This window comes from Phytobacter palmae (assembly GCF_039409775.1).
Taxonomy (GTDB): Bacteria; Pseudomonadota; Gammaproteobacteria; order Enterobacterales; family Enterobacteriaceae; genus Phytobacter; species Phytobacter palmae.
In genome coordinates this window covers 186923-205982 of record NZ_JBCIVJ010000006.1, presented here as the reverse complement: position 1 = coordinate 205982, position 19060 = coordinate 186923, and the positions used below count along the sequence as shown (strand labels likewise).

The following is a 19060-nucleotide window of genomic DNA, read 5'->3' as shown; positions in this document are numbered from 1 at the left end:
CATCGAAAAGAGGACAAGCCATGGGCAGATATCTGACGGTTCGTTTTGGTCAGGCACTGATAGTGTTATGGGCCGCATTTACGCTCTCCTTTGTGCTGTTACAGGCGCTACCGGGCGACGCAATACTGATCAAATTTCAGAATCCAGATCTCGGGTTGAGTGCGGAGCAAATTGCCCAGTTGCGTCTGAGCTATGGCGCTGACACACCGGTAATGACGCAATATGTGCATGCTCTTGTCAGTCTGTTGCAGGGGGATTTTGGCCTTTCTCTCCAGTCCGGTGTGCCGGTCAGTGAGCTGCTGAGTGAGAATCTTCCTTCCACGTTACTGTTGGCGCTGTTAGGGTTGATAGTCGCTACGTTACTGGCTTTTCTCCTGGCCGCACTCTCATTCCTCTCGCCGTTTAGTTGGCTGCGTGCGGCATTGCAATCGCTGCCCTCACTGTTTATTTCGGTGCCGACTTTCTGGCTCGGTATCGTGTTAATTCAGATTTTCTCCTTCCAGTTGGGATGGATCCCGGTGATTAACCCAGGCCCGTGGCAGGGGCTTATCCTGCCCACATTGACGCTGGCGCTGCCGATTTCGGCACCGCTGGCGCAAATTCTGATGCGCAGTATCGACCAGGTACAAACCCAGCCGTATGTTGCCGTTGCGCGTGCAAAAGGTGCCAGCCGGGCCGGGGTATTATGGCGTCACGTATTAGGCAATGCGCTGTTGCCAACGCTGACCGTCGCCGGGCTGTTATTAGGCGAGCTTATTGCCGGTGCGCTGATAACCGAGACGGTATTTGGTCGCAGTGGCCTGGGACAACTCACTCAGGAAGCGGTCAATACTCAGGACGGTAGCGTGTTGCAGGCTATCGTGGTGATTTCCGCCAGCGCCTTCGTCGTGATCAACCTCGTCATCGATCTGCTGTACCCCTTGCTCGATCCCCGACTGAAAAACAGCACAGGAGTCGCCTTATGACGGTCGTTCCTCAGGGGAAGCTTAGTTTCCCGTCATTGCGCAAACGCGCTCGCATACCCCGTATTACGCTGCGTCCGGGACTGATTGCCGCCTGGCTGGTCTTGCTGACCGTTGTGCTCTGGGCGCTGTTTCCCGCCTGGTTCACCCATTTCAGCCCGACAGAGGGGATTGCGGGGGCCCAGCGTCTTGCTCCTGGCGACGGCTATCTGCTCGGCACTGACCAGTTGGGGCGCGACCTGTATACCCGTATTGTCTACGGCGCTGTGCACTCCCTCTCTGGTGCGCTCATCGCGGTAGGTCTTGGACTGGCGCTGGGGAGTTTATTTGGACTACTGGCAGGGGCAATCGGGGGCTGGTTTGATACCCTGACCATGCGCGTTATCGATATTTTGCTCGCTATCCCCGGGCTGCTGCTGGCGCTGAGCGTCATCATTCTGCTGGGGTTCGGCACGGTGAATGCTGCCATCGCGGTGGGGATCACCTCGATTGCCAGTTTTACGCGCCTGGTACGAGGTGAAACTCTGCGTGTACGCCACAGCGATTTCGTCGAAGCGGCGTGGGGCAGCGGCGGCACCTTCCTCACGGTACTGTTACGCCATATTGTGCCTAACGCCTTGAGTACCGTCTTTGCCTTTGCTGCACTGCAATTCGGTAGCGCCATTCTGGCCATTTCGACCCTCAGTTTCCTGGGGTATGGCGCGCCGCCGCCTACGCCGGAGTGGGGGTTGCTGATTGCCGAAGGACGTAATTACCTTTCAACGGCCTGGTGGCTGACCGCTTTCCCGGGAATAGTGGTTGTGCTGGTCGTGCTGGCGGCTAATCGTATCAGCCAGTCATTGCGCAGGGGGCAGCCATGAGCCTGAATATCAGTCTGCAACAGAGCAGCGCGACCTTGCCGGTACTGGAGCTTGAGGATGTCACCATCCGCTACCGCACCGCCGAAGGTGACCGTACGGTGGTGGAAGGGGTGTCATTTCAGATCAATCCCGGTGAAGTGGTGGCGCTGGTGGGCGAGTCCGGTTCCGGTAAGACCACCACGGCGCAGGCCGTCATTGGTCTGCTCAGTGAAAATGGTCGTCTGACGCAGGGGGCCATTCGCCTTAATGGCACCGATATCAGCCGCTGGTCGCAAAAGCAGCTGGACGGTATTCGTGGCGCGCGTATCAGTCTTATCCCTCAGGATCCGACCAGCTCGCTCAATCCGGTCAAAACCATCGGGGCGCAGGTTGATGAGATTCTGCGTTTGCACCAGCGTGCTTCCCGTCAGGTGATTCGTCAGCAAACTCTGGCGCTGCTGGCCCGCGTCGGATTGACCCATCCCGAACTTCGCGCGCAGCAATACCCCTATCAACTCTCGGGTGGTATGAAGCAGCGAGTCTTGATCGCTATCGCTATCGCGCTCAAACCTGCGCTGATTATCGCCGATGAGCCTACCAGCGCGCTGGACGTGACGGTACAAAAACGCGTGCTGGATTTGCTGGATGAACTTCGGCGGGAGAGTGGCACTGCCGTTCTCTTCGTGACCCATGATTTAGGCGTGGCAGCGGAGCGCGCCGATCGCCTGGTGGTCTTTCAGCGCGGACATGTGCAGGAGCAAGGCCCTGTACAGAAAGTATTGCAGGCACCCCGTAGCCAGTATGCCAGGGCGCTGCTGGCGGATGTTCCGTCGCTCAACGCTACATTCCGTACGCCACGAACAAGCGCTGGCGACCTGGTGATACGGGTGGAAAATCTGGTCCAGACTTATCCGTTATCAGGGGACAACAAAACCATCTTCCGTGCGGTGGATAATTTGTCGTTTACCGTTGAACGCGGCACCACGCATGCCATTGTGGGGGAGTCGGGGTCGGGGAAAACGACGACGGCGCGCAGTTTGCTTGGATTTCATCGCCCTACCAGCGGACAAATTCTGATTGATGGCACAGATATCACCCGCTTAAAAGTCGAGCCGCTGCGTCAGTTCCGATAAAAAATTCAACTGGTCTATCAGAACCCATTCAGTTCGCTCGATCCAGCACAGCGTCTGTTCGACATTGTGGCCGAGCCGCTGCGTAATTTTGGTCAGTCCGACCGGGCAACGCGCGTACATAAAGTACATGAGATGTTTGAGCGCGTGGCGCTGTCGCCGGAGCTGCTGACCCGCAAACCGCATGAGCTCTCCGGCGGCCAGCGCCAGCGCGTGGCCATTGCGCGGGCGCTGATTCTCGAACCCCAGGTGCTGGTGCTTGACGAAGCGGTTTCCGCTCTTGATGTGACGGTACAGGCGCAGATCCTGCGTCTGCTGGACACACTCCAGCGCGAGCTCGGTCTGACCTATCTGTTTATTTCTCACGACCTCTCCGTGGTGCGGCAGATCGCCGACACCGTGAGCGTGCTCCGGCATGGAAAGCAGGTCGAGTCCGGCCCGGTAGAACACATTTTTAGCCACTCCCGTGAACCGTACACGCGGGAGTTGATCGATGCCATTCCCGGCATGACGCACCGTACCCGAACACAGGAGATTTTATGACGTTGCATGACCCTCAGATTCCGGAAAAAGAGACGGCGTTTCACACGTACGACCTGCTCGATAACCTGGCCGGGATAGCGCCGGGAAGTGAACTGGCCGCCGCTCGCCAGACGCGGGAAGCGGCAACGCGCCATACCCAGGGCAGCTATGAGGCGCTTTTTTCCGCCCGGGCTGTACAGGGAAGGCTAACGCTTGCCGTGCGATTCTGGCTGGCGGCGCAGATTAGCAACTGGCTGCGGGACAGCGTACTGCAACGCTATTACGAGCAACGCGGCAAAGACTTTATTGCCCCGAATGTGACGCCGGCACTGAACGCGGCGCTGGCCCATGCCAGAACGCTGACACTACACCCGGTAAGCGCCCAGGAGAGTGACTTAACGGCTTTGCTGGCGGCGGGATGGTCAGAGGACGACATTGTTACGCTTTCGCAATTAACGGCCTTTATCAGTTTCCAGAGTCGCTTATTGCGGGGTTATCGTTTACTGGCGGGCATCGAGGTGGACACCCCACCGGCACAAGCAGTCAGCGCAGGGGAGTGGCATACCCAGGCCCGGACGCTTTCAGGTAAACGGGCACCGGTTGCCTTTACCCAGGCGGAGTTAGGCTGGGAACCGTGGATCTCGGCAAAAGCACTGAGTGATTTTAATGCCGGGGAACAGGCAACCCTGGCCCGCTTCGGTCATAGCGAGTCGGACTATTTCCGCCTGCTGGGGCGTAATCTCCTTGTGCTTGAGCAGCGCACGCTGACCGATAAAGGAATTTTTTATACTGCCTCAGGATTGCCACGTGCCGAACGTGAGCTCGCGGCAACCGTCGCCAGTAAGGTCAACGGTTGCATTTATTGCGCCTCGGTTCATGCCCGCAAAGCAAGCCAGCTCTCTAAACAGCAGGAGGCAGTGCAACGTCTGCTGGAGATAGCCCCAGGCGGCGATCTGACTCAGGGGCAGTCGCCACGCTGGCAGGCGGAGATCAATTTCGCTGCGCGTCTCTCCAGTACACCCGCACAGGCCAGCGCGCAGGATGTGGCGAAACTGCGTGAACAGGGGTTGAGCACCCTGGAGATCGTTGATCTTGTGCAATCAACGGCATTTTTCGCATGGGCCAACCGCCTTATGCTGACGCTGGGTGAACCCTTCTGGCCGCAGGAGTGAACTGTTAAGAGAATATAAGGGATGTTTCGCGATGATAAAAAGCGGATCATCCTTTCCCCCGCCTTTATTTCCCCGTAATAGTTTAAATATGTCAATTTCTGGCAACATCCCATTTCGGAAATGTGTTTTTCAACTTTGCATATGTTTTTTTCTTGTTTGTCTTTGCCGACCTCGCGGCAATATAGTTTTTGTAAAGAAATAAATGCCGCCGTTGCGCATTTATCAGGGATAGCCCGTTGCGAAAATATAATGATGATTGCCATTGAGAAAATCAGTAAAAGTTTTACTGGCGAAAAAATACTAAAAGAGGTGTCGCTTTCCATTAATGCAGGGGAAATTATCTGCATTATTGGCCCGAGTGGTTCGGGTAAAACGACACTGTTACGCACCCTGAATTTTCTGGAACCCGCCGACAGCGGAAAAATACAAATCGACGATGCCGTTGTGGATTGCGCCAAAGCAGGAAAAAAAGAGATTGAAAAAATACGCGCGAAAACTGCGATGGTCTTTCAATCCTGGAACCTGTTTCACAATCTCACCGCCCTGCAAAATATTACCGAAGGCCTGATCTATGCGCAAAAGCGCCCTCGTCAGGAGGCGGTGGCGACGGCGGAAGGTCTGCTCAAACAGGTCGGACTGTTGCATAAAAAAGATAACTATCCGAACAGCCTTTCTGGCGGGCAGAAACAGCGTATCGGGATTGCCCGTGCGCTGGCGATTAACCCGGCAGTGCTGTTACTCGATGAGCCCACGTCGGCTCTGGACCCGGAGAAAGTTGGCGAAGTTCTGACCCTTATTCAGGAGATTGCCGCTAATGGACAAACGATGATCATAGTGACTCATGAAATGGAATTCGCCCGTCAGGTCGCCTCCAGAGTGGTCTTTATGGAAAACGGCGAGATCGTGGAGCAAGGACCACCGGAGCAGATTTTTGGCGCGGCGTTGCATTCGCGCACGCAGGCGTTTCTTGCCCGGTTACGTTTCCACGCCTGAGGCTACTACAGTGAATTCACAACCCTTATTGAGTTTAAACGATCTGTTTTTCATTGTGCCTAAGTTACTGGAAAACCTGCCGGTCACGTTGGGCATCACGCTTGCCTCGCTATTGCTCGGTCTGGCGCTTGGCCTGGTGGCTACCGCCTTGCAGTTTAGCCACTCATCGCTATTGAGGTTGCTGGCGAAAGTGTATACCGATGTGCTGCGTGGCGCGCCGCTGGCTCTGCTAATTCTGCTCTTTTTCTTCGGGGGAAAATTGATTCTCTCGGCGCTGGAACTCCCCGCGCTACTGATAAGTGATACGACCTTTGCCATATTGTCTATTTCAGTCGGTATTAGCCCCTATTTTGCTGAAATGATGCGCTCGGCGTGGAATGCCGTGGATGTGGGACAAAAAGAGGCGATACGCAGTCTCAATATTCCCTGGCACATTGGAATAGCGCGCATTATTTTTCCACAAGGATTGATTATCGCCATTCCGAATTTCGGCAATCTTTTAATCAACCTCGTGAAGATGACATCACTGGTGAATATTATCGGCATTGTCGATATTTTTGGCCGCGCCCAGAAAATCTCGCAAAACAGTTATGGTGCAAAGCAGGTTGCGGCATTTATTAGCGTCATTCTTATCTACTGGCTGCTTAACATGATTATCTTTTATCTCACAAGCCGTATTGAGAAAAAGTATCAATATTTACTGGAGTAAAAGATGGCTATGTTTAGCTTTGATTTTATCCGGGATAATTTCACTTTTATATTAAGTGCACTACCGGTAACGTTACTGATCACCGTTTTATCATTAATATTTTCAACCTTAGCAGGTGGCGTTCTGGCCTGGGTGCTCATTCGCAATGTACCGTATGTGAAATATCTGGTAAGGGCGTTTATCTCTTTCGGCCGCTCAGTCCCCATGCTGGTGATGCTCTATTTTGTTTTTTACGTCTGGCCGTGGATTACCAGTGATCTTTTGGGCGGGCCGCAGGACACGCCATTCAGTTACAAACTCTCACCGCTGGTCGCCGCCGTGGCCGCTTTTTCTGTGGTCTTTAGTGCCTATTTCGCAGAGACCTTTCGTTCCGCGTGGAATGCTGTGGAAAAAGGGCAGAGAGAAGCCGCATGGTCGATAGGGCTGACCGGCTTTACCCAGTTTCGACGCATCATTTTTCCGCAGGCGGCGGTGTCCGCTTTACCCAACTATACCAGCGTCCTGATTGACCTGATCAAAGATACGTCGCTGGTTTATACCATTACGGTCGTGGATGTAATGGCAAAGGCGAATATCGCCGCGGCGCGCGGTTTTCATTATGTGGAGGCCTATTGCATTGTCCTGATTATTTATATTGCGCTCTGTCTGGTCCTGACCCGGATATTGCGACATATCGAGGTGTATCTCAGCAATCGGTGGAAAAGCCATGCACGAAAAGTGGTTCCATCTCACTCATTTTGGGGAAAGAAGTATGTTCAAAAATAAGTTGTTATTGATAAGTTCACTGCTCCTGACGATGAATATGACGGTGGCGCAGGCGGTTGAAAAAAGCTCTGATGCAGAAACTGTGGAAGTTGTGGTGAATGCAAACGGGTTCCCGTTTAGCTTTGTAGACGATAATAATAATATTACTGGTTATGACGGTGAATTATTAAAGATCATTGATCAGAAGCTCACCCACTATAAATTCCATTTTAATGCGGTCTCGCGTGATGCAATGATCGTTGGCTTATCCACCGGCGCGTATACTCTGGCGGCAGACCATTTTTATCTGACAAAAGAGCGCGCTGCGCAATACGCTTACTCTGGCCAGCCTTCGGGCATTAGCGACCTGCGTTTAATTGTGCGTAACAATGAAAACGATATTCATACGCTGGCCGATCTGGCAAGCGGTAAGAAGAAACTGGTGCCGATTCATACGTCCGATGCGCGCTATACCGTGATTGATAACTACAACAAAAAGCACCCAGACCAGCAAATCAATCTGCAGCCGAACGGTGAGCAGTCCGCGGCGGATATTTTCAAAGCCGTGGCTTCTGGTGAATACGATGCGGCTATCTATCCCATCGGTGCGTTGCTGGCGTTAAACAAAGCCCTGAACCTGAATCTGAAAGCCTCGGAGTCTGTCGGCCTGTTCCCTAATGTCTACTTATACAAAAAGAGTGCCGATCCGAAACTGATCAAAGCCATCGACACCGAACTTGAAGCCCTTAAAAAAGATGGCACGCTCGCCGCGTTGTCCCGCAAGTGGTATGACGAAGATGTCTACGCTCTGCCGGGTGCAGAAAATGTCAAAGTGAACACCGACTGGGAATAATCGTACAAGGGGAGTGCTGTCTGATGAGTACAAAACAGCCCGCTTCGGCGCATAACGCGCCGACCCTGGACGATGAGGTTACCCTGGCATTGCGTGCCATTACCGAAAAGCGCGCTGCCACGCTTGGCTATTTGCTTGATGAATCCCGGCAACGCAATCAATCCGACGATTATGCGCGTGACGCAATCCGCCGTTATGGCCGTGATATCGGGCACGCCGTGCGCGCGAAGATGCGTCATGGCGACGATTTACAGGAATTTGCCACTGTGTTTACCCGTGGGCTGGAGTCGCAGGTTTACGAAATGGAGACCGTTTCGGCCAGCCCGTCAGAGTTTATTGTGCTGTTCCATTATTGCCCTTACGTCAATTGCTGGCGTCAGCAGGGGCGCGATGCCCGCCAGATAGAGACGCTGTGTGATATCTGCATGGAAGGGGATCATGCGTTAACCGATGCGTTTAAGGGCATGCAGTTAACGGTTGAAGCTGCGCTGGCGCGGGGGGATCCTGCCTGCCGCCTGCGTTTCTACCAGACTCAGGAGGCGTAATGACAACATTAAAATGGGATCATGCCGTTCAGTTTGTTAACCATCCGCAAGAGGCAATCACAATTTTTACCGCACAGAGGCTCAACGCGCTTGCCGGTGGGCGGCACCCTGGCTGGGGTACCTGGAATGCGCTTAGTTACTTTGGGCTCACCTATATTGAATTCCTCGCTATCTATGACCAGGCTGAACTGGCGTCGGCGCAGACCGATTTTTTGCTCTCCCGCGATGCGGCTCAACTGTTGCCGGAAAACCAGGCGCTGCATCGGGTGGCGCTGCGCACAGACGATATTGATCGCACGCACGCGGATTTGCGCAGTAAAGGGTTGCAGGTCTCGCCCATTGTCGACGGCCAGCGTAACGACCCGCAGGGTAATGTGATTAGCTGGCGCATCTTTACCATCGAGGGGAATTTTAACGGCCTGCCTTATCCTTTTATTTTGCAATGGGGTGAGGACGATGACGCCCGGCTGGCGCGACTACGTGCTCAGGGGCTCGACGCGCCACATTCTGCAGGCGAGGTGATATTACAAAGCGCCATTTTTGACGTGCAGGATCCGCAGGCTGTGCGAGCGCACTGGCACGCATTGTTCGGTTTCAACGAGTTGCCGGAGGGGCTGGCGGTAGGTGAACAGAAATTTATCTTTCGCCAGAGCAGCGCTAATCGGCTAGTCGAACTGGTCTTTAACGTTTCTGATCCGGCGCTGAAGGGCCAACATTTTCGTGTGGGTAACGGCGAATATCGCTTTCAATAAGGAGGAGCGGCACATGGCAAAAGTCCACTTTATTGGTGCCGGGCAAATGGCAGAGGCGATCATTCGCGCCTCGCTGGCGGCGGGAACAGTCCGTGCGCAGGACATTTCGCTTGAAGATATTGACCCTGACCGTATCGCATTGCTCTCTGATCGTTATGGTCTGGCACAGGCGCGGCAGCGCGAGCATCTGCCGGGCGAGGCCGCGCTGGTGGTGCTGGGAATTCGTCCACAGGACGATTTAGCCAGTGTAGCCGCGCATATTCAGCCATATCTTTCTGCCACAACGACAGTCGTTTCTCTGATTGCCGGGGTGACACTGCGCCAACTGGAAGCCGTGTTGGGGGCGGGAACATCCATTGCCCGTGTTATCCCCAATACGCTCACCGATACCGGGTTTGGCTACAGTGGAGTGGTTCTCAATGCGCAGGCGAGCGCCGAACAGGTGGAACCGTTTCTCAATGGCTTTGGCAAGGTGCTCTACCTGCCGGAACGGCTTATCGATATTTTTACCGGCTTTGGCGTCGCCGGACCGAACTACATTTATTACTTTATCGAGTCGTTTACCGATGCGGGCGTACTGGCCGGTCTGTCTCGTGCTCAGGCAAGCGAGGTAGTACTGGAAAATCTGCTGGGGTCGGTGGAGATGTTGCGCCGGAGCCAGAAACACCCACGGCAGCTTCTGGATATTAATAATTCGCCGGCAGGCGTCGGGATTCATGGGTTATATGAGCTTAATAACAGCGATTTTGCCGCAGGTCTGCAACGCAGCGTGCTGGCGGCGGTAAAACGCACCCGTGAGCTGGGTGAGGCACATTAAACGTAATCAGGAGCGATTGCTATGAAGAGAAAAAATACCTTTATTCTTGCCGGGCTGCTTTGCGTGATGGGGGCGTTGAGCACGTCTGCGGTCTGGGCGGTTACGCCCAAATCCCCGATTGCCTGGGGGGAGCGCTGGAAAAAATTACCGCCAACACCTGCTCCTGTGGCCGGGCTTAAATCGGCGTATGCCAGCGTAAACGGAATTCAACTCTATTACGCAACAGCCGGAGAGGGGAAGCCTGTGGTGTTACTCCACGGCGGGCTGGCGAATTCTGATTACTGGGGCAAGCAAGTTGCCGCCCTGGCAAAAAATCATAAAGTTATCGTCGTCGACAGTCGGGGACATGGACGTAGCACGCGCGACGAACGGCCTTACAGCTACGACTTAATGAGTGATGATGTCGTGGCATTGCTCGATTACCTGAATATTCAGAAAGCGGATATTGTCGGCTGGAGCGACGGCGGGATTATTGGTATCGATCTCGCTATTCGCCATCCGACCCGCGTGAACCGTATTTTTTCCTTTGCCCCCAATACCAAAACCAGCGGTGTGAAACCGGATACGGAGAAGAACCCGGTCTTTGCCCGCTATATCGAGCGGGCGGGTAATGAGTACCGCAGGCTGTCCAGAACCCCGGACCAGTACGATGCTTTTGTCGATCAGATAAGCCATATGTGGGCAACGCAGCCCAACTGGAGCGATGAGGATCTTAAGAAAATCACCAGCCCTGTGCTGATTGTCGATGGCGATCATGATGAGGCCATTGTGCGCGAGCATCTGGAATATATCGCCAATACGATCCCAAAAGCCGGATTGCTGATTTTGCCGAACACCAGCCATTTCGCGTTTATTCAGGCACCGAAGGAGTTCAACGATGCCATCCTGAACTTTATCGATTACAAATAAGATTAAGGTCGGGCAACCGGCCTTAACACCCCTTCTTTTGCGTGCTGATTTATGTCCGGGCTTTTTGGCCCCACCTGACAAACAGTATGATTTAACAAAAGGCTGGCGATAACAATTTCACTGAACCTCTCTGAACAGGGAAAAGGTATAAATGAATCTGGCAACCTTTCCTGGTAAACAGGTGCCTGGCATATAAACGGCTTTCCACCAGGACAGTGTGGTTATCCATGTCTGCGGTGTTTTTATTCAGTCGGATAACAATCTGCGGGTTTACTTTCCAAAAGGGCATACCTTTACGGCAGGGGAGTTAGCAATCCTGCATCGGGATAACTTTTCGGGTGTTGATGAGTTCGGTGCGGCAATCTGCGTATATCGCGCTGCGCGATATGCCTGAACCTGAATCGAAAGATGCGGTAAATAAAGTTGGTGTATTGATCACGATGGCCAACGAGCAGCCCATACAACAATGCTGGCGTTTTATCTTCGGTTGAGGGTGATATTTCCCTCATCACCTTCCCGGAATTGTTCAAAGCCCGACTGCAAAAACGTAATCCACACTGCTTTTTTGCCATGGATGAAAGTGCTCACTATACGTTTGAGCGAGCGATAGAATGGAACTATACCAATCGACAGCTAGTCTGTTCTGAGTCAAAAAGAACACTACGCTCGTTTTTGCGATGTTTCTACCGGAGCCTGAAAGTGCGAACACTGTAGGGCCCGTCCGGGAAAGAGACTGGCTTTTGCGTTATGTGCTAAAGGCGCACTGCGGTACAAAAACGACAGTATACTCACCGGAGCGTATTTCCCCTTCTGATAGCTGAGTGCCATGACCCCGATTAAAACCCTTTGCCTGTGTATTCTTTGCATCATTGTGCTCTCTCTTATTGCCAGTCTCGCTCAGGCTATGCATCAGCGAGACTCGCGAGCGCAGGAGGGCTGGTGGTCTGCCAGGCGTGACTCTTCCGGCATGGCGCCCGACGCCCGGCAATTTGCTCAGCTGGCAATTGTTCAGGTTTATGTCGCCCCAACGTGGGGCTGGAAAGGGGTGGTGGCCGTCCATCCATGGATCGTCTTTAAGCGGGCGGGGGAAACGGAATATAACCGTTATGAGGTGATAAGCTGGGGCGGCGGTGAAAAAGTGCGGCGTAACCGCAATGCGCCGGATGGCTACTGGTACGGGGCGAAACCCCGTCTGCTTGTTGAACACCGGGGGGCGCAAGCTGAGGCGATGATCCCGCAGATTGAAGCGGCTATCGCCTCCTACCCGTGGCCGGATACCTACCACGCCTGGCCCGGTCCAAACAGCAATACGTTTATCGCTCATATTGGTCGCCAGGTGCCGGCTCTGAAACTGGATATGCCCGCTAATGCCGTGGGTAAAGATTTTCGCTCATTGCTCAACCCCGTCGGTTTACCTCCGTCCGGGCGCGGTATACAGGTGTCACTGTTGGGTGTTGCGGGCATTACTCTGGGGGCCGAAGAGGGGTTTGAGCTTAACGTACTTGGTCTGAGCATGGGAGTCGATTTCACGCCGTTGCGGTTACGACTACCGTTTATTGGCGGGGTGGGCCGCGATAATCTGCAAAACAGCGAATCGTAAGGCGACAGGATGCGATATTTTCAGGGTATTTCCTCGCAACGCTCCGTGATTTGCAACCATATCACTGCATCCGTCTTCGCCTGCCATCTGCGGTAATCGTACATTATGCCCGCTCCTTGCATCGCACTGCGTCTTATACACAGTCGATAAATAGTTACAACATACTAAAGAAGCAGACTACCTTGCCATCCTCTGATCCTTTTGATCCTTTATCTGGAAAATGCCGATTTTGCTGGTGATTGCCGCCACGCTTGTTTAAAGATTACTACGCTTATTAAGAACCATCTGTTTCCCGGAAAATACCTGAAATTTATGTTTTGTTTAATGTGGCAAATGTAGGGTTTATCGCCTTAAAACGAGTAACTGAAAGTAGACAGCGATGTTTTATTTCAGAATGATAAAAGTATTATGAGGTGTTAGATGTTCAGGCTATTCATTGTGTGCTGGGCTATCGTATGGGCAGCTTTCGTCCCGACTTATGCAGATGCGGCGATTTATGGCGAACAACGGATAGCGGAGTGGTGGGACGGGTTTAAACAAGATGTGACGGAAACCTGGGACCACCCACAGAATTATGATCTCTATTTACCCTTTCTCACCTGGCATAACCGTTTCACCTACGACAAAGAAAAAACGGACCGCTATAACGAGAGGCCCTGGGGCGGCGGTTTTGGTGTTTCCCGTTATAACGCCGACGGAAACTGGAGTTCGCTGTATGCCATGGCCTTTAAGGACTCACATAACAACTGGGAGCCTATTATTGGCTACGGCTGGGAGAAGGGCTGGTATCTGGATCAACGCCGCGATTTTCGTCTGGGGCTTGGTTTGACGGCGGCGGTAACCGCGCGACAAGATTTCGCTAATTATGTTCCTCTACCCGTCGTGCTGCCGCTGCTCTCTGCAAGCTATAAACAGGCCAGTGTGCAATTCACCTATATTCCCGGCACTTATAATAATGGCAATGTACTTTTCGCCTGGTTCCGCTACGGTTTTTAAGCGGTAGCGGATGATGCAAAAGGATGAATAACCGTCGAATGTCATCACTGCGCCTTGCGGGATAAGGCGCAATGTTTATCAGTGTGGTGCTCACCGGGTCTGACGAGTAAGCGATAGCCTATCAAATTTCGTCACACTGTTGACGTTGCGTTGCATTATGAAATGTTATTTTATAACACTTACTGGCGGTTGCGGGCTGCCGGTATCTGGCGACTTATCAAACGACGTCTTCCTTTTTGAGGGCATTACCCTATGAAAATCACTCAGATTTTAGCTATCTCGTTGTCGGTTATTTCTGGTAGCGCCATGGCGTTTCAGGCGAAAGATAAAGACCCCGCTGAATTTACCCGCCAGCAGGTCCGTGGGGCAGAGTTTGCTATCTATGATCAGGCCATTAGCTCGCAGGGAATGCCAGGTTTTAGCCAGCCGGGCAGTTGCGCGGCTACACCAGTGAGCGGCTGTAATTGTCCGTTCTGCACCATGTTGCGCAGCCAGCGCATCTGATTCAGGTCTTACCGGGCATTAACACACTATGCAAAACGGTTCAGGCGTGCCTGTCGTGCCTGAGCCGTTAGCCTCGAACGGTCACGATGCTGTTCCTGCCAGTCTGTCGTTGTCTTAAAAAATAGATGATTGGTCATACCGTCAATGCTCGATTTCATCAGCATCTGCCTGCTTTCGTCAGCTGTATGAGCTGCGCTATTCGTCGGGCTGGCCGCAGGCGTTAACGTTTTTCTCCCGCCGCTTTTTTGATGTGAAGCGGTACAGGCTGCGCCCCGCTAAGGCTTACAAACTGCCGGGAACGCCATCGGCCAGCAACGCTGTGTTGATGGGCTGACTGGGTTCGTCGGTTACAACGGCCTCAAGTCACCGCGTCATACGTGAAGAGTTCGCCAGTGATGGTCTCAACTGGCGAACCGGAGGTCACTTTCAGGCTATCGGGTAGCGAGAGGCAGGGGTCCCGTTACGTGACGCGTTGAATAATGTCAGACGCGCCTCTTCCCACCGCTGCCACAGCGCAAGATCTTCTACCGGTGGAATAGTCACCAGCTCACCCTGATCCAGGCCGGCCAGCGCCGCATCCACCAGATTTTCAGTGGTCATGACCGAACCGGCAGGCAGTGAGTCCAGCGTGACGCCAGAGTTCCCCCAAATTTCTGTCGCCGTCGCGGCAGGTAAAACTGCCTGAATACGCACCGCACTTTCAGCAAATTCTTCCTGTAAACCACGGGTGAAATTCAGTACCCAGGCTTTGGTGGCGCTGTATACGGCGCTGCCAGCCCGGGCGTGAAACGCCAGCACAGAAGCGATGTTGATAATGGTCCCGCGATTTTGTTCAACAAAGCGCGGCAGGACTGCCAGCGTAAGGCGCATCAGCGCCGTGGTATTGAGAGTATTGAGCGCCTCATGGGAGTCGGCGTCCGAGGAGAGAAACGGGGCGAGATTCGCGGCCCCGGCATTATTCACCAGCAGTTCAATGGCGCGCTCTTGCCGTAACGTCTCTTCAACGCGCTGTATACCTTCCGCTTTACTGAGATCGGCTATCAGCGTGGTCACGCGAACACCGTAGCGTTTTTCCAGCTCGCCGGAGAGAGCCTGTAAGCGGTCTGCACGCCGGGCAACCAGTACCAGGTCGTAATTGCGGGCCGCCAGTCGGTCGGCATAAACCGCGCCAATGCCGGATGATGCGCCAGTGATAAGCGCGGTAATGCGTTGCGTAGCCATTGTCATACCTCGTCAAAACGAAAGGGAGATAAAAGGTTTTATAATGAAACCAAATTCAGAATGGGATATTTGGTTTTATAATGCAACCATTTTAGGTGGCAAAATGTGCGATCCGGCGAGGTATGGCGTTAACCTTTTGATTTCACGGATTCAGGATAGCGGGGAGCAATCTCATCGGGTTGCAGGACGCGGCCATCTTCGGCCAGTAGTTGTATTTTTTGCAATGGCTGGCGCGACCGGGCATCAACAAGCACTGTGCCGTGCTCACCCTCGGCAAAAAGATGGTCGTTGCCCCATTGTGACAGGGCAACCAGCACGGTTTGCAGAGTGCGTCCTTTCGCCGTCAGTACATACTCCTGCCAGGCGCTGCCATCCGAGGCGGGCTGCAATTGCAGAATTCCCTCGTCGACCAGCAATTTCAGGCGCGCGGTGAGCATATTTTTGGCAATACCCAGGCTTTTTTGAAACTCGCCGAAACGCTTCACACCACGCAGCGCATCACGCACGATAAGTAAAGACCACCAGTCGCCAATCACATCCAGTGAACGGGCAACGGGGCAGGTGCTGGCTTCAAGTCGTGTACGTTTCATCATCACTCTCCGGTTAATGGTTTTATTATAAAACTACATAAGCACATGGGGAAGCGATGTTGCGGTCGGTCACTTCTATGCCGTAATTCACTGCAAAGGGTCACAAATGTGTCACACTTTCTCTTCACCAACGTCAGGATGAGGAAGTCACGATGAAGCAGTCACTATGGACACTCACGTTTGCCGCGATGCTACCGTTCACCACGACCGCGATGGCAGGGACCGCGCCACAAGGATATCAACTTGAACAAGTGCTGATTATGAGCCGCCATAACTTACGTGCGCCGCTGGCGAACAATGGTAGCGTGCTGGAACAATCGACCCCTAACGCGTGGCCGGAATGGGAAGTTCCAGGCGGACAATTGACCACCAAAGGCGGGGTGCTTGAAGTGTATATGGGCCACTATATGCGTGAGTGGCTGGCGGAGCAGAAACTGGTGACCACTGGGGAATGTCCGGCTCCGGGAACCGTTTATGCTTATGCCAACAGCCTGCAGCGTACGGTCGCAACCGCGCAGTTCTTTATCACCGGCGCCTTTCCGGGGTGCGATATTCCCGTGCATCATCAGGAAAAAATGGGGGCGATGGACCCGACATTTAACCCGGTTATCACGGATAGCTCCGCCGGGTTTGGCGAGAAGGCGATAAAAGCGATGGAGGCACAACATCAGCATGATGCGCTGGGTGAAAGCTATCAATTACTGGAAAAAATCGTCCGCTATGACCAGTCCCCTTCCTGTAAAGAGAAACAGGTCTGCTCACTGACCACGGCCAGCGATACCTTTAGTGCCTCAGTACAACAGGAGCCTGGCGTTTCCGGACCTCTGAAAATCGGTAATTCACTGGTGGATGCCTTCACGTTGCAGTATTACGAAGGCTTTCCGTTGGATCAGGTCGCATGGGGGGAGATCACTACCGACCAGCAATGGCGTTTGCTCTCAAAGATCAAAAACAGCTATCAGGATGCCCTGTTCACATCTCCCGATGTGGCGCGTAATGTGGCGAAACCACTGGTGAAATACATCGATAAAGCGCTGGTGACCGACGCGGCAAACACGCCGAAAGTGACACTGCTGGTGGGCCATGATTCTAATATCGCATCGTTACTGACCGCTCTTGATTTTGCCCCCTATCAGCTTCATGACCAGTATGAACGAACCCCTATTGGCGGCAAGATTGTCTTCCAGCGGTGGTATGACAGCCAGCGCAAACGCGAACTGATGAAAATCGAGTATGTCTACCAGAGCAGCACCCAGTTACGTAATGCGGATGTGCTGACCCTGAAAGCTCCGGCGCAACGTGTCACGCTGGCGCTGAAAGGCTGTCCGATTGATAGCGAAGGTTTTTGTCCACTGGAGAAATTCAATACGGTTGTAAATGCGGCAGCGAAATAAAAAAATCCCCCGCGCAGGCGGGGGAGTGTTTTATCAGACGTTTTGCCGTTCGATCGTTTGTTCACCCCAAAAGAGCGAATCTTTGTCGGTTTTTTTGAAGGCGCGGATCAGTACCTCGTCGCTCCCTTCCTCCCAAATTTTTTCCGCCAGCGCTTCGTCATAATCTGCAACCTCGAAGATCGCTTCTGCAATTTCCGGTGAGGTGTTGCGTAAGCTGGCCCATTCCCCAACATGGTGGGCTTTTGTATCTTGATTAGGCATTCATCTCCTCCTTTGGAAGCTTAGCCGTTCAGTTTGACTGCCAGACCGGCAACATATTCACCCTGATAGCGGGCAATCGCCAGTTCTTCGGGGCCTGGATGACGCGAACCGTCGCCCCCGGCGATGGTCGTTGCGCCGTAGGGGGTGCCGCCACGTACCTGAGAAACATCGAACAGCTCTTGCGCAGCGTAACCGATGGGTACAATGACCATGCCATGATGTGCAAGAGTAGTCCAGGTGGATGAAATGGTGTGTTCCTGGCCGCCGCCGGTTCCGGTAGAGCTAAAGACGCTGGCCAGTTTGCCGTAAAGCGCACCGGATGCCCACAGGCCGCCTGTCTGGTCAAGGAAGGTACGCATCTGGCCGGACATATTGCCAAAGCGGGTTGGGGTGCCAAAAATGATGGCGTCGTACTCTGCCAGCTCCTGAGGTGTGGCGACTGGCGCATTCTGGGTTTTGCCCCCGGCTTTCAAAAACAGTTCGGGTGGCATGGTTTCGGGCACACGCTTGATAACCACCTCTGCGCCTGACACCTTCTCTGCGCCTTCTGCTATTGCATGGGCCATGGTTTCGATGTGTCCATACATGGAATAATAAAGCACCAGTACCTTAGCCATTTTCATCACTCCTCGTTTTGACATTATCAGGCGGCATTTTGCCGCGTCCACTTAAGCGTATGCCCTGGCGGGCAGAGTGCAAATTTGAATGCCATTTCCTTGATTGATAACAATTCGGTTATGGAGAGTCTCTGGCTGTTGCGCCCGCAAGCATCGGCGGTGTTTTGCTGATGTTATCCGGAGCTGTTTACCGCTCCGCGTCAACAAAGCGGCTATTTGAAAGCCAGTGAGGGATAAGTCTCTGCAGGAAGAAAATGACTTCGTGTTTTCAATAAAAGTGATCGCTCATGATGAACGGAAGTCATCGCAATGAAACGGAAACAGACGTCTTGCGGGCCATTGAGTGGCTATTTTTAATGCTCTGGTCGCGTTGATAAGTGCGGATGAATGACGCTATAGCATTGATTAATAGCTTGTTAGTTGAACGGAATCTCTCTGTTGCAATTTGATACATTTCAAACGCAGCCGTTTTTTTAAAGCATAAGAGCGGCTTATCATTTTACCGCTGAAAAAATCAACGGTTTGCCCGATTTCCTGTTGCAGGATATTACGATCCGCTAGCCGATCAAGCCTGCTCTACTAAGCTTAGTTTCACGTGGCGAAGACATCAGTACAGCGATGTCGCCGCGCGGTGAAAGAATCCTCTTTTACTGAATGCAGTATGATGTCTAATGTTTCACAAAACCGGAGGTCAGAAATGGCAAACCATCGTGGTGGTTCAGGTAATTTCGCTGAAGATCGTGAAAGAGCATCAGAAGCAGGTCGTAAAGGTGGCCAGCATAGTGGGGGCAATTTTAAAAATGACCCTCAACGTGCCTCGGAAGCTGGTAAGAAAGGGGGCAAAAGCAGTCATGGTAGCCGCAGCAGCTAGTGCTTAAGTGTTGTGGTCACGGTTGAATATTTCACCGTCACCGTCTGCTCGCCGCCGGG

20 protein-coding genes and 2 pseudogenes are annotated in these 19060 nt (G+C 53.1%); 18 read left to right on the top strand and 4 right to left on the bottom strand.

The window, feature by feature from the left end; all coding sequences use genetic code 11:
* The first annotated feature begins 20 nt into the window (after nucleotides 1–20).
* The 16 genes and pseudogenes from AAIG39_RS10155 to AAIG39_RS10080 all read left to right on the top strand — a co-directional run bounded on the left by AAIG39_RS10155 (nucleotide 21) and on the right by AAIG39_RS10080 (nucleotide 14047).
* Complete coding sequence (locus tag AAIG39_RS10155; protein ID WP_090085703.1) at nucleotides 21–965, top strand: ABC transporter permease; 945 nt, start codon at nucleotides 21–23, stop codon at nucleotides 963–965.
* Nucleotides 962–1822 (top strand): ABC transporter permease, encoded by an 861-nt coding sequence (locus tag AAIG39_RS10150; RefSeq protein WP_090085704.1) that lies wholly within the window; start codon nucleotides 962–964, stop codon nucleotides 1820–1822. The genes AAIG39_RS10155 and AAIG39_RS10150 overlap by 4 nt, the downstream gene beginning before the upstream one ends.
* Nucleotides 1819–3474: pseudogene (locus AAIG39_RS10145) on the top strand (dipeptide ABC transporter ATP-binding protein). Before AAIG39_RS10150 ends, AAIG39_RS10145 begins: the two are co-directional and overlap by 4 nt.
* A complete protein-coding gene (locus AAIG39_RS10140; protein ID WP_343193758.1) occupies nucleotides 3471–4625 on the top strand; it encodes an alkylhydroperoxidase domain protein in 1155 nt (384 codons plus the stop codon). Before AAIG39_RS10145 ends, AAIG39_RS10140 begins: the two are co-directional and overlap by 4 nt.
* Nucleotides 4626–4877: 252 nt before the next feature.
* The gene (locus AAIG39_RS10135) at nucleotides 4878–5618 is read left to right on the top strand and encodes an amino acid ABC transporter ATP-binding protein (protein ID WP_249572745.1); all 741 of its coding nucleotides are present in this window, start codon (nucleotides 4878–4880) and stop codon (nucleotides 5616–5618) included.
* Nucleotides 5619–5628: 10 nt separating this feature from the next.
* Complete coding sequence (locus tag AAIG39_RS10130; RefSeq protein WP_343193757.1) at nucleotides 5629–6327, top strand: ABC transporter permease subunit; 699 nt, start codon at nucleotides 5629–5631, stop codon at nucleotides 6325–6327.
* Nucleotides 6328–6330: 3 nt separating this feature from the next.
* Entirely contained in the window at nucleotides 6331–7092 is a 762-nt protein-coding gene (locus AAIG39_RS10125) for an amino acid ABC transporter permease (protein WP_343193756.1), read from the top strand.
* Nucleotides 7079–7924 carry a transporter substrate-binding domain-containing protein gene (locus tag AAIG39_RS10120; RefSeq protein WP_343193755.1) on the top strand — a complete coding sequence of 282 codons (846 nt, stop codon included), beginning with the start codon at nucleotides 7079–7081 and terminating at the stop codon, nucleotides 7922–7924. The genes AAIG39_RS10125 and AAIG39_RS10120 overlap by 14 nt, the downstream gene beginning before the upstream one ends.
* Nucleotides 7925–7947: 23 nt before the next feature.
* Nucleotides 7948–8469: an L-2-amino-thiazoline-4-carboxylic acid hydrolase gene (locus AAIG39_RS10115; protein ID WP_343193754.1), complete on the top strand. Its 522-nt coding sequence runs from the start codon at nucleotides 7948–7950 to the stop codon at nucleotides 8467–8469.
* Nucleotides 8469–9221, top strand: a complete 753-nt coding sequence (locus AAIG39_RS10110) for a VOC family protein (RefSeq protein ID WP_249572734.1) — start codon at nucleotides 8469–8471, stop codon at nucleotides 9219–9221. Before AAIG39_RS10115 ends, AAIG39_RS10110 begins: the two co-directional genes overlap by 1 nt.
* A 13-nt stretch (nucleotides 9222–9234) precedes the next feature.
* The gene (locus AAIG39_RS10105) at nucleotides 9235–10038 is read left to right on the top strand and encodes a pyrroline-5-carboxylate reductase family protein (protein ID WP_343193753.1); all 804 of its coding nucleotides are present in this window, start codon (nucleotides 9235–9237) and stop codon (nucleotides 10036–10038) included.
* A 21-nt stretch (nucleotides 10039–10059) separates the two neighbouring features.
* The gene (locus AAIG39_RS10100) at nucleotides 10060–10947 is read left to right on the top strand and encodes an alpha/beta fold hydrolase (RefSeq protein ID WP_343193752.1); all 888 of its coding nucleotides are present in this window, start codon (nucleotides 10060–10062) and stop codon (nucleotides 10945–10947) included.
* A 151-nt stretch (nucleotides 10948–11098) separates the two neighbouring features.
* A pseudogene (locus AAIG39_RS25690) lies at nucleotides 11099–11571 on the top strand (hypothetical protein); the annotation flags it as partial.
* A 202-nt stretch (nucleotides 11572–11773) separates the two neighbouring features.
* The gene (locus AAIG39_RS10090) at nucleotides 11774–12547 is read left to right on the top strand and encodes a DUF3750 domain-containing protein (protein ID WP_249572731.1); all 774 of its coding nucleotides are present in this window, start codon (nucleotides 11774–11776) and stop codon (nucleotides 12545–12547) included.
* 420 nt (nucleotides 12548–12967) lie between these two features.
* Nucleotides 12968–13543: a lipid IV(A) palmitoyltransferase PagP gene (pagP, locus tag AAIG39_RS10085; protein WP_343193750.1), complete on the top strand. Its 576-nt coding sequence runs from the start codon at nucleotides 12968–12970 to the stop codon at nucleotides 13541–13543.
* Between the two features lie 252 nt (nucleotides 13544–13795).
* Complete coding sequence (locus tag AAIG39_RS10080) at nucleotides 13796–14047, top strand: hypothetical protein (protein WP_343193749.1); 252 nt, start codon at nucleotides 13796–13798, stop codon at nucleotides 14045–14047.
* A gap of 426 nt (nucleotides 14048–14473) precedes the next feature.
* Here AAIG39_RS10080 and AAIG39_RS10075 read toward each other — a convergent pair whose 3' ends face one another.
* Both AAIG39_RS10075 and AAIG39_RS10070 read right to left on the bottom strand, forming a co-directional pair.
* Nucleotides 14474–15268 carry an SDR family NAD(P)-dependent oxidoreductase gene (locus AAIG39_RS10075; protein WP_343193748.1) on the bottom strand — a complete coding sequence of 265 codons (795 nt, stop codon included), beginning with the start codon at nucleotides 15266–15268 and terminating at the stop codon, nucleotides 14474–14476.
* Nucleotides 15269–15396: 128 nt separating this feature from the next.
* Nucleotides 15397–15858, bottom strand: coding sequence for a winged helix-turn-helix transcriptional regulator (locus tag AAIG39_RS10070; protein WP_090085727.1), 462 nt, complete (start codon nucleotides 15856–15858; stop codon nucleotides 15397–15399).
* Nucleotides 15859–16010: 152 nt separating this feature from the next.
* Between AAIG39_RS10070 and agp the strand changes: the two genes are divergently transcribed.
* Nucleotides 16011–17252, top strand: a complete 1242-nt coding sequence (agp, locus tag AAIG39_RS10065) for a bifunctional glucose-1-phosphatase/inositol phosphatase (RefSeq protein ID WP_343193747.1) — start codon at nucleotides 16011–16013, stop codon at nucleotides 17250–17252.
* A 33-nt stretch (nucleotides 17253–17285) separates the two neighbouring features.
* Here the strand turns inward: agp and AAIG39_RS10060 are convergent, their stop codons facing one another.
* Nucleotides 17286–17513 (bottom strand): YccJ family protein, encoded by a 228-nt coding sequence (locus tag AAIG39_RS10060; RefSeq protein ID WP_090085731.1) that lies wholly within the window; start codon nucleotides 17511–17513, stop codon nucleotides 17286–17288.
* A 20-nt stretch (nucleotides 17514–17533) separates the two neighbouring features.
* On the bottom strand, nucleotides 17534–18130 hold the full coding sequence (gene wrbA / locus AAIG39_RS10055; protein ID WP_090085733.1) for an NAD(P)H:quinone oxidoreductase: 597 nt from the start codon (nucleotides 18128–18130) through the stop codon (nucleotides 17534–17536).
* A 697-nt stretch (nucleotides 18131–18827) separates the two neighbouring features.
* On the opposite strand from wrbA, the gene AAIG39_RS10050 reads away from it, so the two are divergent.
* The gene (locus AAIG39_RS10050; RefSeq protein WP_071845896.1) at nucleotides 18828–19001 is read left to right on the top strand and encodes a con-10 family general stress protein; all 174 of its coding nucleotides are present in this window, start codon (nucleotides 18828–18830) and stop codon (nucleotides 18999–19001) included.
* Nucleotides 19002–19060 lie beyond the last annotated feature (59 nt).